This window comes from Variovorax sp. Root434, assembly GCF_001426595.1.
Classification (GTDB): Bacteria; Pseudomonadota; Gammaproteobacteria; order Burkholderiales; family Burkholderiaceae_C; genus Variovorax.
The window spans coordinates 52,926-66,261 of record NZ_LMEK01000028.1; the positions used below are offsets into that span (position 1 = coordinate 52,926).

Sequence of the window (13,336 nt, forward strand, 5' to 3'; positions counted from 1 at the left end):
AGGAAAACACTGAGCCGAGCTTGCAACCAGCTGTCACGAAGCGGCCTTCGTGCCCGGGCTCTATCCTCGCATCTGTTCGCTCTTGTGCAAGCGTCATCGCCAACCTTATTACCAAGGAGTCGAAAGTATGAATTTCGGGATCATCGTCTTCCCCGAGGTCGAGGAACTCGACTTTGTCGGCCCCTGGGAAATGCTCACCATGTGGAGCAAGCTGGCCGACGGTCCCGTGCATTGCCTGATCGTGGCCGAAAAGCGCGAACCGGTGGTCTGCGCCAAGGGCCTGTCCATCAACCCGCACGTGTCCTTCGCCGACTGTCGGCCGCTCGACCACCTGCTGGTGCCCGGCGGGATGGGCACGCGCCGCGAGGTCGGCAACCCCGCGATGACCCGTTTCCTCGCCGACCAGGCGCCGGGATGCCAAACGCTGATGTCGGTATGCACCGGCGCCTTCGTGCTGCACGCGGCCGGGCTGCTCTCGGGCAAGACCGCCACCACGCACTGGGGATCGCTGGACCGCCTGCGCGCACTGGGCGACGTGAAGGTGGTCGAGCAGCGCTTCGTGCAGGACGGCAACGTCTGGACATCGGCCGGGGTATCGGCCGGTACCGACCTGATGCTGGCCTTCATCGCCCACACCGCGGGCGATGAAGCCGCCGCCCGGGTGCAGTTGCAGGCCGAGTACTACCCGGCGGATACGGTATACGGCAGTACCGCGAGCCACGAGCGCGCGCCGGCCTACGTGAAGCGGCCGGGCACGCCCTTCAAGACGCCATGAGCGCCGTTCCCCCGCCCGAACTTCTGTCCGCCCTGGCCGCACGCGTCGGCGAAACGCTGCGCGCGCGGGGCCATACGGTGTCGGTCGTCGAGTCTTCGGCCGGCGGCCTCGTGTCTGCCGCCCTGCTCGCCATTCCCGGTGCGTCGGCCTACTTCCGCGGCGGCGCGGTCGTCTATTCGCGGCGCGCCGGCCGCGCGCTGCTGGGCCTGACCGCGGAAGACATGGCCGGCATGCGCGGAGAAACCGAGCCCTACGCCCGGCTCGTGGCGGGCCGGATGCGCGACACCCATCACACGACCTGGGGCATCGCCGAAAGCGGTGCGGCCGGCCCGTCGGGCAGTCCGTATGGCGATGCGCCGGGACACGTGTGCATCGCCGTGGTCGGTGCGGTCACGGTGAGCCGGACCATCGAGACCGGCGACACGGACCGGCCGGCGAACATGGATGTGTTCGCGCGGCACCTGCTCACGCTGTTCGACGAGACGCTGCGGGCGCAGCCGCAGACACCGCCCGCCTGAGAGATTCAATCCGCCTGCACGCCCGCGGCGCGGATCACCTTGCCCCATTTCTCGATCTCCGCCGCGAGGTGCGTGCGCAGGCCTTCCGGCGTCTGCTTGTCGAGCGGCACGATCTCCGAGCTGAGTTCGGCCAGGCGGTGCTTGACCATGTCGTCCTGCAGCGCGGCGCGCAGGGCGACGTTGAGCTTTTCGAGCACCGCGGGCGGCGTGCCCTTGGGCGCGTAGATGCCGTGCCACACCTTCACCTCGAAGCCCTTGAGGCCCTGTTCGTCGAGCGTGGGAATGGTGGGCACGCTCGACAGGCGCCTGGGCGTGGTCACGCCGAACACCTTCACGCGGTTGCCGTCCTTGATGACCGGCGCGGTCTGCGTGGTCTGGTCGCACAGCAGGTCGACCTGCCCGCCCATGAGGTCGTTGAGCGCCGGGCCCGCGCCCTTGTAGGGCACGGTGGTCAGCTGCACGCCGATCTGGTTCATGAACAACAGGCCGCACAGCTGCGACACCGCGCCCACGCCCGCATTGGCCAGCGTCACCTTGTCCTTGTGGGCCTTCACGTAAGCCAGCAGCTCCTGGTAGTTGTTGGCGGGGAAGTCCTTGCGCGACAGCAGCGTCATCGGCACGTCCATCACCTGGCCGATGTACTCGAAGTCCTTCAACGGGTCGTAGTTGAGCTTCTTGTAGAGCGCGGGCGCGGTGGCCATGCCCATGTGGTGGATCAGGATCGTGTAGCCGTTGGGCGCCGCCTTGGCCACCCGCGTGGGCGCGATGGTGCCGCCCGCTCCCACCGTGTTCTCGACGATCACGGTCTGGCCCAGCGACTTGCCCATGGGAATGGCCAGCATGCGCGCCACCACGTCGGTCGGGCCGCCGGCCGAGTACGGCACGACCAGGGTGACGGGCTTGTCGGGCCACGCGGCCTGCGCGGCCGCCGGCGATTGAAAGGCGAGCAGGCAGGCGCTCGCCGCGGCCGCGAGCAGGGCCTTGGATTTCCAGGTCTTCGTTGTCGTCACTTCTTTGTCTCCTTCTGGGGGTTATTCATCTACGGGTGTTCGAGCGCGAGCAGGCGTTCGGCCAGGCGCACCACCGGCGCGTCGACCATTCGGCCGTCGAGGCTGACGACTCCGCCGCCGGCTGCGCGCACGGCATCGATCACGCGGCGGGCCCATGCCACTTCGTCGGCGCTCGGGCCGAGCGCGGCGTGCACCGGCGCGACCTGATCGGGGTGGATGCACAGCTTGGCGCCGAAGCCGCCGCGCCGGGCGCGTGCGGTGTCGGCAGCCAGCCTCGATGCATCGCGCCAGTCGGGCGTCACGCCGTCGATGGGCGCGGGCAGACCGGCGCGACGCGAGGCCAGCAGCAGCGCGAGGCGCACCGGCACGAGTTCGGCTTCGTCCGCATCGCAGGCCAGGCCGAGGTCGGCCTGGAAATCCAGGTTGCCGAAAGCCAGGCGCAGCACCTGCGGGCCAGCCGCGAGCTCATCGACCGCCGACAGGCCTTCGGCCGACTCGATCAACGGCACCAGCACGCCCTTCGGGCCAATGGCTTCCGCAGTCCTGGACAGATGAGCCGCGCGCTCCGCCTTGGGCAGCACGACGCCGGCAATCAAGCCTTGCGCCACCAGTGCGCCGGCCTGCGCGCAATCGTCTTCATGCCACGGCGTGCCGGCGGCATTGATGCGCACCAGCAGGCGTTGCCGATCGATCTCGGGCAGCTTGGCGAACGAGGTGGCGAGCGCCTCGCGCGCCGCCACCTTGCGCTCGGGCGCCACCGCGTCTTCGAGATCGACGATCACGCCTCCCGCACCGGTCGCCAGTGCCCGCGCATGGCGCTCGGGCCGGTCGGCCGGCACGAAGAGAAAGGCGCGCGCGAGAGCGAGCGGAGCCAATGGCACGCTCACACCGCCCCCGCCTCGCGCAGCGCCGCGATGTCCGCCTCGCTGCGGCCGAGGCTGCGCAGGATGGCATCGGAGTGCTCGCCCACCGCCGGGATCGGGTCCATGCGGTAGTCGAACGCGCTTTGCCGGCCGGCCGGCAGCAAGGCCGGGATGTTTCCGGCCGGCGAACCCACCTGCCGCCAGCGCTCGCGTGCCTGCAACTGCGGATGGGCCCAGAGCCCGGCCATGTCGTTCATGCGGGCGTTGGCGATCTGCGCCGCGTCGAGCCGCTCCAGCACCTGCGCGGTGCTCAGCGCGCCGAAGGTCTCGACGATGATCGCGCGAAGGGCCTCGCGGTTGTCGTTGCGCCGCGCATTGCTGTCGAAGCGCGCATCGGCCGCGAGCCCCGTCTGCAGCAGCACCTTCTCGCAGAAGGTGCGCCATTCGCGTTCGTTCTGCAGGCCCAGCATCACCGTGCCGCCATCGCCGGCGGGGAACGGGCCATAGGGATAGATGGTCGCGTGCGACGCGGCGCTGCGTGGCGGCGGCGCCGCGCCTTCGTACGCGTAGTACATCGGATAGCCCATCCACTCGGCGAGCGATTCGAGCATCGACACGTCGATGTGCGAGCCCTTGCCCGTCTTGCCGCGCTGCAGCAGCGCCGCGAGGATGCCGGTGTACGCATACATGCCCGCCGCGATGTCGGCAATGGAGTTGCCCGACTTGCACGGATCGTCGGGCGTGCCCGTGACCGACAGGAAGCCGGCTTCGCTCTGGATCAGCAGGTCGTAGGCCTTCTTGTCGCGGTACGGGCCGTCTTCGCCGTAGCCCGAGATGTCGCAGACGATGAGCCGCGGATGCTTCGCCTGCAGCGCCTCGGCGCCGAGCCCCATGCGCGCCGAGGCACCGGGCGCGAGGTTCTGCACCAGCACATCGGCATCGGCCAGCAGCTCCTGCAGCACCGCGAGCGCGGCGGGCTGCTTGAGGTCGAGCGTGAGGCTTTCCTTGGAGCGGTTCACCCACACGAAGTGCGAGGCCTCGCCGGCCACGCGGGCGTCGTAGGCCCGCGCGAAGTCGCCTACCTCGGGGCGCTCCACCTTGATGACCCGGGCGCCGAGGTCGGCCAGCTGGCGGGTGCAGAACGGTGCGGCAATCGCGTGTTCGAGCGAGATGACGGTGATGCCGTCCAGGGGTCTTGTCATGTGTTCCTTCTCCTGTCAGGCCAGCACGGCCGTGGCCTGCATCGTGAGCCAGCCGTCGGCGTCCTCGCCCCAGAGGCTGAATGTCTTTCCATCGGCGCCCGGCTTGCCGTGCACGCGGAACGGCGCGATGTCGAAGGTCGGGCGCACGGCGCGGAATTCGAAGCGCGCCAGCTGCGCGCCCGGCACGTTGCGGCGCAGCAGGTCGACCAGCAGCGTCGCAATCAGCGGGCCATGCACGATCAGGCCCGGGTAGCCTTCGACCTGCGTCACGTAGCGGCGGTCGTAGTGGATGCGGTGGCCGTTGAAGGTAAGCGCGGAATAGCGGAACAGCAACACGTCGTCGGGCGCGATGTCGCGGCTGAAGGCGGCATCTTTCGGCGCGGGCGTGGGCGGCGGGGCCTTCTCGCCAGGCGCGGCGGCGGCGCGGTAGACGATGTCGTGTTCCTCGGTCAGCGCGAGGCCGCGCTCGTTGTGCACCTCATGGCGCACGAGCACGAACACCAGTTCGCCGGTGCGGCCCGCCTTGTGCGCGACCGAGGCGATGGTCGAGGTGCGCTCCACCTTGTCGCCGACCTGCAGCGGATTGCCCGCCTCCCAATTGAGCCGACCGCCGGCCCACATGCGGCGCGGCAATGGCACGGGCGGCAGGAAACCGCCGCGCTTCGCATGGCCGTCGTCGCCGATCTCGGACTGGCGATGGTGCGGCAGGAAGTAGAGCCAGTGCCACAGCTCGGGCAGGCGCGTGCCGGCCTGCGGCAGCGGATCGTCGCGGTCGAGCGTCGCGGAGAGCGCGCGCACGGGTGCGGCCGTGATGTCGTCGACCAGCGTTTCGCTGCGGCCCTGCCAGGCTTGCAGCCTGGCCAGCGCCTCGCTGTCGATCATGGAAGGCGTCGCGTGGTTGTCGTTGCTCATGGGCTTCCTTCAGTCGACCGCGGCGCCGGAGGCCTTGACGATGCGCGCCCACTTGGCGAGATCGCCCTGCAGCAGCGCCGCGAACTGCTCGGGAGAAGTCGGCGCCGCGATCTCGACGCCCTGCTGTTCGAGCTTGTCGCGCAGGTCCTTCGAGGCGAGCGCCTTGCGCGTGGCTTCCTGCAGCGCCGCCAACACGTCGGCCGGCACGCCTGCGGGTGCGAACAGGCCGATCCACAACGTCCCGTTGTAGCCGGGCACCGCCTCGGCGATGGTGGGCACGTCGGGCAGCACGGCGGAGCGCTTGTCGCCGCTCACGGCCAGCGCGCGCAGCTTGCCGGCCTTGATGTGCGAAAGCGCCGAAGGCAGGCTCGCGAACACGATGGGCAGTTGCCCGCCCAGCACGTCGTTGAGCGCGGGCGCCACGCCCTTGTACGGCACATGCTGCAGCGAGATGCCGGCCATGCTGTTGAGCATTTCGCCGAGCAGGTGGTTGAGCGTGCCGTTGCCGGCCGAGGCGTACTGGTAGTTGGCGCCCTTCTGCCGCGCGAGCTTCAGGAACTCCGCGAAGTCCTTCGCCGGGAACGTGGGGTTGACCAGCAGCACGTTGGGCACCGCGCCGATCAGGCCGACGGGCCTGAAGTCCTTCACCGGGTCGAAACCCGGATTCCTGTACAGCGCCGGGTTGATCGCCTGGCTGCTGCTGATGGTCATGAGCAGCGTGTAGCCGTCCTTCGGACCCTTCGCAACCAGCTGCGTACCGATGTTGCCGCCCGCACCGGGACGGTTGTCGACCACCACGCTGGCGTTGTTCATCACCTCGCCGAGCTTCTGGCCCACGAGGCGCCCGATGATGTCGTTGGTGCCGCCGGCGGCCTGCGGCACGACCAATGTGATGGGGCGCGAGGGGTAAGGCTGGGCGCTCGCCGGGCCCGTCGGGATCAGAAGCGCTGCAGCAGCCAGCGACAGCAGCGCGCGTACGCGGAATCTCATGTGTGGTGTCTCCATGGCCGCATGGTCGTTCGCCCTCCTCCTGCGCGCAATCTGCGATTTCGGAACCCAGCCTTCTGCATTTCCGAAGGCTCGGCGCATAACACGAAGGCTCGGCGCATAACATCGCCTCATGCTTTTCGACCTCACCGACCTGCGGCTGTTCGTGGCCACGGCCGAACTCGGCAACCTCACGCGGGCCGCCGAGCGCCAGCACCTGTCGCTGGCCGCCGCGAGTGCGCGCATCAAGGCGCTGGAAACGCAGGCGGGCCTGCAGCTGCTGCAGCGAGAAGCCCGCGGCGTGCGGCTGCTGCCGCCGGGCGAAGCCTTCCTGCACCATGCGCGCCTCGTGCTGCACCAGACCGAGCAGCTGCGCGCCGACCTGCTCGAATACGGCGGCGGCCTGCGCGGCCACCTGCGCGTGTTCGCCAACACCACGGCGGTGACCGATTTCCTGCCCGAGATCCTGCCCGGCTTCCTCGCGCACAACCCGCGCATCAACGTCGACCTTCAGGAAAAACCGAATGCTCAGATCCCGCGTGGCGTGCTCGACGGCCGCGCCGACATCGGCATCGTCGCGGGCCGCGTTGACACGCTAGGCCTGGAGGCGATCCACTTCAGCACTGACCGGCTGGTGCTCGTCACATCGCGCAAGCACCGCTTCGCGAAGCGCCGCAGGATCGCCTTCGCCGAGACGCTCGACGAGGACGCCATCGGCATGCAGCAGGGCAGCACGCTGCAGACCTTCCTGGCGCAGATCACCGACAACCTCGGCAAGCGGCAGAAGCTACGCATCCAGCTCGGAAGCTTCGATGCGATGTGCCGGATGATCGGCAGCGGCGTGGGCATTGGCGTGGTGCCGGAGTCGGCGGCGCGGCGCAACCAGGAGAGCATGCAGCTCGCGCTGATCGACCTCAGCGACGCATGGTGCGTTCGCGAGCGGTATCTGCTGGTGCGCAACCGGGCGGCACTGCCGGTCTATGCGCAGGCGCTGGTCGAAACCTTGTGCCGGCACTACGCCGAACAGCAGGCCGAAGAAAACTGAGCGCGGCAACCCCGAAAAACAGGGACTTGCAGGCGATTGCCGAACAAACCGAGCCCGTCCCCATTTTCCGTGGACAACTTTGGGGGTAACTCACGAGGAGCCTTGCAAAACAGATTTAAGTCGTTGTTTTACAAGGGTATTCCTTAGTTTGCTCAAAATTTGGGCGGTGAACAACTTTGACCACCAAAACCGCTTCGCTGAGCCTGCGAACAGACGCTGGAACCACTTTTCACGGTTTTCCGTGAGCGAAAAAACGCTGTCAGGTCAGCAGCTTGCGGCCGGAATGTGGAAAACCGGCTTCTTCCCCATTTTCCGTGCACAACTTTGGGGATAACTCATGAGGAGCGTTGTAAAAGCAATGTAAGTCATTGTTTTATAAAGGCATTCCACACTTTGCCCAAAAAATGGGCGGTGAACAAGATGCCGTTGGCAGCAGGTGCCGGCGGCAGAAATCTGCTAGCGCAGGGAATAGACGCCGTTCGCCCAGAACGCGCCGGCGGCGGTCTGAAGCGAGACCGTCACTTTCCTTCTTTGCGGATCGACTTGCACATCACCGCCCGTGACCGGCACGACAGCGGAAGGGAACGGACTCTCATCGGTGAGAACGATCTGCCCAGCTTCATAGCGCGCGGCTGCGACCGGCCTTTCAGGCAGGCGAATCGATAGCGACGCGACCTCCCCATACAGGAAGCCGCTGTGGCCAGAGATCGCCCAGTTTCCGGTTGGCGCCTTCAATGAAATCAGGTGAACCGGCTCCCTGTCTGCGCGGCAACTGCAATCGAACGTGGCATACCGCGTCGGGAAGGAAATGCAACCCGACAGCAAGAGCAGGAACAAGAGAGCGGCGACGAACGGCCAGCGCACACTCACGGCCATCGATCAGTAAGGTGGCGCCTTGCGCGCCCGCTGCGCGCGCGCCGCCTCGGTCCACCAGGCCAGATCGTCGGCAAAACGGCCAAAGGAGCGCTGCAGCGACTCGCCCGCTGGCCCCGTCGGCTTGCCGGCGGCATCCAGCGTCTGCGAGATCGGCCCGACGGCCAGCGTGCTCGACACGACGACCATGCCCATCTCCGACAGGATCGAATGCCACACCGTGCCGGAGCGCACGCCCGAGAAACGCCCCGCCGAATAGCTCGCGATGGCCGCGGGCCGCCAGAACCACTCTTCGAGGAAGTGGTCGGTCAGGTTCTTCAGGCCCGGCTGCGGGCCCCAGTTGTATTCCCCCGTGACGAAGACGAAGGCATCGGCCGTGCGGATCTTTTCGGCCAGCGCTTCCATCGCCACCGGCGCGGTACCCTTGGGATATTCCTTGTACATGCGGTCGAGCATGGGCAGGTTCACCTCCTTCGCGTCCACCAACTCCACATCGTCGCCCCGCGCGCGAAGGCCGGAGACGATGTAGTCCGCCAGGCGCACGCCCATGCGATCGGAACGGTACGAACCGTAGAAGACCAGGATCCTGTCGCTCATCGCTGTTCCGTTTCGAGCTTGTCCTGGGTGCGGGTCCCGAAGTCGCCTGCGTCGTGGCGTTCATGCAGTTGGCTCGAAGGCTGGCCCCAAGCCCGATTGACCATGCGGCCGCGCTGCACCGCCGGGCGCTGCGCGATCTCGTCGGTCCAGCGCAGCACGTTCTTGTACTCGCCCACCTGGAGGAACTCGCCCGCCTCGTACAGCTGCCCCTTAGCGAGCGTGCCGTACCAGGGCCAGACGGCCATGTCGGCGATGGTGTACTCATTGCCCGCCAGGTAGCGGCTCTCGGCCAGCCGGCGGTCGAGCACGTCGAGCTGGCGCTTGGTCTCCATGGCGAAGCGGTCGATGGCGTATTCGATCTTCGTGGGAGCGTAGGCATAGAAATGCCCGAACCCGCCGCCCAGGTACGGCGCGCTGCCCATCTGCCAGAACAGCCACGACAGGCATTCGGCACGGGCCGCCCGCTCCGTCGGCAGGAAGGCATTGCCGAACTTCTCGGCCAGGTACTGCAGGATCGCGCCGGACTCGAACACCCGGATGGGCGTAGCGCCGCTGCGGTCCATCAGCGCGGGGATCTTGGAATTCGGGTTCACCGCCACGAAGCCGCTGCCGAACTGGTCGCCTTCGCTGATGCGGATCAGCCAGGCGTCGTACTCGGCGCCGGTGTGGCCCAGCGCCAGCAGTTCTTCGAGCATCACCGTCACTTTCACGCCATTGGGCGTTGCCAGCGAATAGAGTTGCAGCGGATGCTTCCCTACCGGCAGGTCTTTCTCATGGGTGGCACCCGCGATCGGGCGATTGATGTTCGCGAAGCGGCCGCCGCTTTCCTTGTTCCAGGACCAGACGGTGGGCGGCGTGTAGGCTGTCGTGCCATTCATGCGATGAGTTCCAAAGGAAGTTGGACAGACGATGATCATTCTCTACGACTGCGCCACCGCGCCGAGTCCGCGGCGCGCCCGCATCCTGCTTGCCGAAAAGGGCATTGCCCATGAGACGGTGCAGGTCGACCTGGCACATGGTGAGCAATTGGGCGCGGCCTACCGCGAGCTCAATCCGCAATGCACGGTGCCGGCGTTGCGCACCGAGGAAGACGGACTGCTGACCGACAACGCTGCCATCGCAGTCTGGCTGGAGGCCCGCTACCCGGAGCCACCGCTGATGGGCCGCACGCCGCAGGAAAAGGCCGAGATCGCCAGCTGGAACTGGCGCATCGAATTCGAAGGCCTGCTGGCCATTGCCGAGACGCTGCGCAACGGTTCGCCGGCCATGGCCAATCGGGCGCTGCCCGGCCCTGTGGACTACGCGCAGATTCCCGAACTGGCACAGCGCGGGCTGGCACGTGTGCAGCATTTCTTCGAGACGCTGAACTCGCGGCTGGCCGGCCGCGAGTTCGTCGCCACCGACCGGTTCAGCCTGGCCGACATCACCGCCGTGGTGGCGGTGGACTTCGCCCGCGTGGTGCGGGTCAAGCCCGGGGAACAGCACCCCGAGCTGCTGCGCTGGCGCGCTGCGATGGCGCAGCGCCCGTCGATGTCGCGCTGAGCGGCAACGACGGCGCGCCGGGCGCCGTGGATCAGCGCTCGATGGTCAGCGCCACGCCCATGCCGCCGCCGATGCACAGCGAGGCAATGCCCTTCTTGGCGTTCTGGCGCTGCATTTCGTGCAGCAGCGTCACCAGGATGCGGCAGCCCGACGCGCCGATGGGGTGGCCGATGGCGATGGCGCCGCCGTTCACGTTCACCTTGTTCACGTCCCAGCCCATTTCACGGTTCACGGCGCAGGCCTGCGCGGCGAAGGCTTCGTTGATCTCGAGCAGGTCGAGGTCGGCCGCCTTCCAGCCAGCGCGCTGCAGCGCCTTGGTCGATGCAGGCACCGGGCCCATGCCCATGATGGCCGGGTCGAGGCCGGCGGTGGCGTAGCTGGCGATGCGGCCCAGCGGCTTCAGGCCGAGTGCGGCGGCCTTCTTGGCCGTCATCACCATCACGGCGGCTGCCCCGTCGTTCAGGCCCGAGGCATTGCCCGCGGTCACGCCGCCGGCCTTGTCGAAGGCGGGACGCAGGCCGGCCAGGCCTTCGGCGTTGGTCTTGCGGTTGATGAATTCGTCCTTGTCGAAGACGACGGGGTCGCCCTTCTTCTGCGGAATGCTCACGCCGACGATTTCGTCCTTGAACTTGCCGGCGTCCTGCGCGGCGGCGGCCTTGGTCTGGCTGCCCAGCGCCAGCTCGTCCTGCGCGGCGCGGCTGATTTCGTACTTCTTGGCCACGTTCTCGGCCGTGATGCCCATGTGGTACTGGTTGTAGACGTCCCACAGGCCGTCCACGATCATGGTGTCGACCATCTTCCAGTCGCCCATGCGCTGGCCGTTGCGCGAGTTGGGCAGCACGTGGGGCGCTGCGCTCATGTTTTCCTGGCCGCCGGCGATGACGATCTCGCTGTCGCCCGTGGCCACGGCCTGCGCCGCCAGCATCACGGCCTTCAGGCCCGAGCCGCACACGGCGTTGATGGTGAGCGCCGGGGTTTCCTTGGCGCCGCCGCTCTTGAGCCATGCCTGGCGCGCGGGGTTCTGGCCGGCGCCGGCCGCCAGCACCTGGCCCATGATGGCCTCGCCGACCTGCTCGGCCGTGAGGTTCGCGCGGGCAATCACTTCCTTGATCACGAGGGCGCCCAGCTCGGTGGCGGGAATGCCGGCGAGCGAGCCGCCGAACTTGCCGACCGCCGTGCGTGCAGCCGAAACGATGACGATGTCTTCCATGAGGTTCTCCGTTGAAGTGATCTGAAATTCGAGGTGAGAGGGATCAGGCGCGAGCCTTGACGTAGCGGCCCGGCGCCGGCTCGATGGCTTTGTAAGCCTTGCCGTTGCCGTAAGCCTTGGGCGCGGGGATCTGTTTGCCCGCGTGGCCCTGGAGCCATTGTGCCCAGTCGGTCCACCAGCTGCCGGGATGCTCCTGCGCGCCGGTGAGCCATTCGGCCTGCGTCTTCGGGAACTTGCCGTCGTCGCGGATCCAGTGGCTGCGCTTTTTCTTGGCGGGCGGGTTGATCACGCCTGCGATGTGGCCCGAGGCGCCCATGACGAAGCGCTTCTTGCCCGGCAGCAGCTGCGTGGAGGCATATGCGCCGCCGATGGGAACGATGTGGTCTTCGCGCGAGCCGTAGATGTAGGCCGGGATGTCGATGTTGCCCAGGTCGATCTTCTGCCCGCATACCGTGAGCGCATTCGGCTTGGCCAGCTTGTTCTCGTGGTACGTGTTGCGCAGGTACCAGGCGTAGAACGGGCCCGGCAGGTTGGTCGCGTCGCTGTTCCAGTACAGCAGGTCGAAGGGCGGCGGGGTTTCGCCCTTCAGGTAGTTGCCGACCACGTAGTTCCACACGAGGTCGTTGGGCCGCAGGAAGCTGAAGGTCGAGGCCAGGTCGCCGCCCGGCAGCAGTCCGCCCTTGCCGAGCTGCATTTCGCGGTACGCCACCATCTGCTCGTCCACGAAGATGTCGAGGATGCCGGTGTCGCTGAAGTCGAGGAAGGTGGTCAGCAGCGTGACCGATGCGGCCGGCTTCTTGCCGCGCGCCGCGAGCACGGCCAGCGCGGTGCTCAGGATGGTGCCGCCCACGCAGAAGCCCAGCGTGTTGATCTGGTTGCTCCCGCTGATCTCCTGCACCGTGTGGATCGCCTTGATGGCGGCGTTCTCGATGTAGTCGTCCCAGGTGGCCTTGTCCATCGACTCGTCGGGGTTGCGCCAGCTCACCACGAACACGCGGTGGCCCTGCTCGTTCGCATAGCGGATCAGCGAGTTCTCGGGCTGCAGGTCGAGGATGTAGAACTTGTTGATGCACGGCGGCACCAGCAGGAACGGCCGCTCGTACACCTTGGCGGTGAGCGGCTTGTATTCGAGCAGCTGGAAGAACTCGTTCTCGAACACCACGGCGCCTTCGGTAGTGGCCACGTTGCGCCCCACCTCAAAGGCGCTCTCGTCGGTCATGCTGACGTAGCCCTGCTTCATGTCGTGCAGCAGGTTCTGGATACCCTTGGCGATGCTCTCGCCCTGCGTGTCGATGGCCTTCTTCTGCGCTTCGGCATTGAAGGCCAGCGAGTTGCTGGGCGACGAGGCGGCCATCCACTGCTCGACCGCGAAGCGCAGGCGCGCCTTGGTCTTTTCGTCGGCGTCGATGGCCTCGGCCATGCCGAGCATGGTGCGGCCATTGAGCAGGTACACGGCCGCCGAGAAGGCCGACAGCGGGTTGCTGCCCCAGGCGTCGCCGGCGAAGCGCTTGTCGCCTTCGGGCTTGGCGCCGAAGCCCTGGCGCCAGAGTTCGGTGGCTTCCGCCATGTACTGCTGCTGGATGGACTGGAGCTTTTCGGGGTCGATGGAGAATTTGGGCAGCTCGGGCATCTTCGCGGCCTGCGGCAATTGCCATAGCGGCGTGCCGCCGCCGTTGAAGGCCGAAGCCCCTTGCGCGGCGGACTGCCGGAAAGCTTCCAGCGCCTGGGTCCATCCCTCGGTCATTGCCTGCTGGAAGGGCGCGAACGCATCGGCCCCCGTGGCTTGTTGCTTCATCATGTCT

Annotated in this window: 14 protein-coding genes; 4 read left to right on the forward strand and 10 right to left on the reverse strand. The window is 67.3% G+C overall.

Annotation, left to right across the window (positions count from 1 at the left end; translation table 11 throughout):
• Positions 1–127 precede the first annotated feature (127 nt).
• Both ASD05_RS27755 and ASD05_RS27760 read left to right on the forward strand, forming a co-directional pair.
• On the forward strand, positions 128–775 hold the full coding sequence (locus tag ASD05_RS27755; RefSeq protein ID WP_056599529.1) for a DJ-1/PfpI family protein: 648 nt from the start codon (positions 128–130) through the stop codon (positions 773–775).
• Positions 772–1,293 carry a CinA family protein gene (locus ASD05_RS27760; RefSeq protein WP_056599532.1) on the forward strand — a complete coding sequence of 174 codons (522 nt, stop codon included), beginning with the start codon at positions 772–774 and terminating at the stop codon, positions 1,291–1,293. Before ASD05_RS27755 ends, ASD05_RS27760 begins: the two co-directional genes overlap by 4 nt.
• A gap of 5 nt (positions 1,294–1,298) precedes the next feature.
• On the opposite strand, the gene ASD05_RS27765 is transcribed toward ASD05_RS27760, so the two are convergent.
• Genes ASD05_RS27765 through ASD05_RS27785 form a run of 5 tightly spaced genes read right to left on the reverse strand, consistent with a single transcriptional unit; the run spans position 1,299 to position 6,270 of the window.
• Positions 1,299–2,303: a tripartite tricarboxylate transporter substrate-binding protein gene (locus ASD05_RS27765; protein ID WP_056599535.1), complete on the reverse strand. Its 1,005-nt coding sequence runs from the start codon at positions 2,301–2,303 to the stop codon at positions 1,299–1,301.
• A gap of 29 nt (positions 2,304–2,332) precedes the next feature.
• Positions 2,333–3,184: an HpcH/HpaI aldolase/citrate lyase family protein gene (locus ASD05_RS27770; protein ID WP_157610329.1), complete on the reverse strand. Its 852-nt coding sequence runs from the start codon at positions 3,182–3,184 to the stop codon at positions 2,333–2,335.
• 2 nt (positions 3,185–3,186) lie between these two features.
• Positions 3,187–4,368 (reverse strand): CaiB/BaiF CoA transferase family protein, encoded by a 1,182-nt coding sequence (locus tag ASD05_RS27775; RefSeq protein ID WP_056599537.1) that lies wholly within the window; start codon positions 4,366–4,368, stop codon positions 3,187–3,189.
• A gap of 15 nt (positions 4,369–4,383) precedes the next feature.
• Positions 4,384–5,280 (reverse strand): FAS1-like dehydratase domain-containing protein, encoded by an 897-nt coding sequence (locus ASD05_RS27780; protein WP_056599540.1) that lies wholly within the window; start codon positions 5,278–5,280, stop codon positions 4,384–4,386.
• Positions 5,281–5,289: 9 nt separating this feature from the next.
• Positions 5,290–6,270 (reverse strand): tripartite tricarboxylate transporter substrate binding protein, encoded by a 981-nt coding sequence (locus ASD05_RS27785; RefSeq protein WP_056599543.1) that lies wholly within the window; start codon positions 6,268–6,270, stop codon positions 5,290–5,292.
• Between the two features lie 130 nt (positions 6,271–6,400).
• On the opposite strand from ASD05_RS27785, the gene ASD05_RS27790 reads away from it, so the two are divergent.
• A complete protein-coding gene (locus tag ASD05_RS27790) occupies positions 6,401–7,312 on the forward strand; it encodes a LysR family transcriptional regulator (RefSeq protein WP_056599545.1) in 912 nt (303 codons plus the stop codon).
• A gap of 456 nt (positions 7,313–7,768) precedes the next feature.
• On the opposite strand, the gene ASD05_RS27795 is transcribed toward ASD05_RS27790, so the two are convergent.
• From ASD05_RS27795 to yghU, 3 genes are read right to left on the reverse strand one after another with little or no spacing between them, the layout of a single operon-like run.
• Positions 7,769–8,182: a hypothetical protein gene (locus ASD05_RS27795; RefSeq protein ID WP_157610317.1), complete on the reverse strand. Its 414-nt coding sequence runs from the start codon at positions 8,180–8,182 to the stop codon at positions 7,769–7,771.
• Positions 8,183–8,191: 9 nt separating this feature from the next.
• Positions 8,192–8,782: an NADPH-dependent FMN reductase gene (locus tag ASD05_RS27800; RefSeq protein WP_056599551.1), complete on the reverse strand. Its 591-nt coding sequence runs from the start codon at positions 8,780–8,782 to the stop codon at positions 8,192–8,194.
• Complete coding sequence (yghU, locus tag ASD05_RS27805) at positions 8,779–9,660, reverse strand: glutathione-dependent disulfide-bond oxidoreductase (protein ID WP_056599554.1); 882 nt, start codon at positions 9,658–9,660, stop codon at positions 8,779–8,781. Before yghU ends, ASD05_RS27800 begins: the two co-directional genes overlap by 4 nt.
• Before the next feature lie 31 nt (positions 9,661–9,691).
• Between yghU and ASD05_RS27810 the strand changes: the two genes are divergently transcribed.
• Positions 9,692–10,324 (forward strand): glutathione S-transferase family protein, encoded by a 633-nt coding sequence (locus tag ASD05_RS27810; protein ID WP_056599557.1) that lies wholly within the window; start codon positions 9,692–9,694, stop codon positions 10,322–10,324.
• 31 nt (positions 10,325–10,355) lie between these two features.
• On the opposite strand, the gene ASD05_RS27815 is transcribed toward ASD05_RS27810, so the two are convergent.
• Positions 10,356–11,534, reverse strand: a complete 1,179-nt coding sequence (locus tag ASD05_RS27815; RefSeq protein WP_007833100.1) for an acetyl-CoA C-acetyltransferase — start codon at positions 11,532–11,534, stop codon at positions 10,356–10,358.
• Between the two features lie 43 nt (positions 11,535–11,577).
• The gene (gene phaC, locus ASD05_RS27820; RefSeq protein WP_056599903.1) at positions 11,578–13,329 is read right to left on the reverse strand and encodes a class I poly(R)-hydroxyalkanoic acid synthase; all 1,752 of its coding nucleotides are present in this window, start codon (positions 13,327–13,329) and stop codon (positions 11,578–11,580) included.
• Positions 13,330–13,336: the final 7 nt, after the last annotated feature.

Bases quoted from the DNA above. Each gene is read 5' to 3' on its own strand.
- ASD05_RS27810 (WP_056599557.1), top strand. From the start codon at position 9,692: ATGATCATTCTCTACGACTGCGCCACCGCGCCGAGTCCGCGGCGCGCC.
- ASD05_RS27785 (WP_056599543.1), bottom strand. From the start codon at position 6,270: ATGAGATTCCGCGTACGCGCGCTGCTGTCGCTGGCTGCTGCAGCGCTT.
- phaC (WP_056599903.1), bottom strand. From the start codon at position 13,329: ATGAAGCAACAAGCCACGGGGGCCGATGCGTTCGCGCCCTTCCAGCAG.
- yghU (WP_056599554.1), bottom strand. From the start codon at position 9,660: ATGAATGGCACGACAGCCTACACGCCGCCCACCGTCTGGTCCTGGAAC.
- ASD05_RS27780 (WP_056599540.1), bottom strand. From the start codon at position 5,280: ATGAGCAACGACAACCACGCGACGCCTTCCATGATCGACAGCGAGGCG.
- ASD05_RS27755 (WP_056599529.1), top strand. From the start codon at position 128: ATGAATTTCGGGATCATCGTCTTCCCCGAGGTCGAGGAACTCGACTTT.
- ASD05_RS27775 (WP_056599537.1), bottom strand. From the start codon at position 4,368: ATGACAAGACCCCTGGACGGCATCACCGTCATCTCGCTCGAACACGCG.
- ASD05_RS27815 (WP_007833100.1), bottom strand. From the start codon at position 11,534: ATGGAAGACATCGTCATCGTTTCGGCTGCACGCACGGCGGTCGGCAAG.
- ASD05_RS27760 (WP_056599532.1), top strand. From the start codon at position 772: ATGAGCGCCGTTCCCCCGCCCGAACTTCTGTCCGCCCTGGCCGCACGC.
- ASD05_RS27790 (WP_056599545.1), top strand. From the start codon at position 6,401: ATGCTTTTCGACCTCACCGACCTGCGGCTGTTCGTGGCCACGGCCGAA.
- ASD05_RS27800 (WP_056599551.1), bottom strand. From the start codon at position 8,782: ATGAGCGACAGGATCCTGGTCTTCTACGGTTCGTACCGTTCCGATCGC.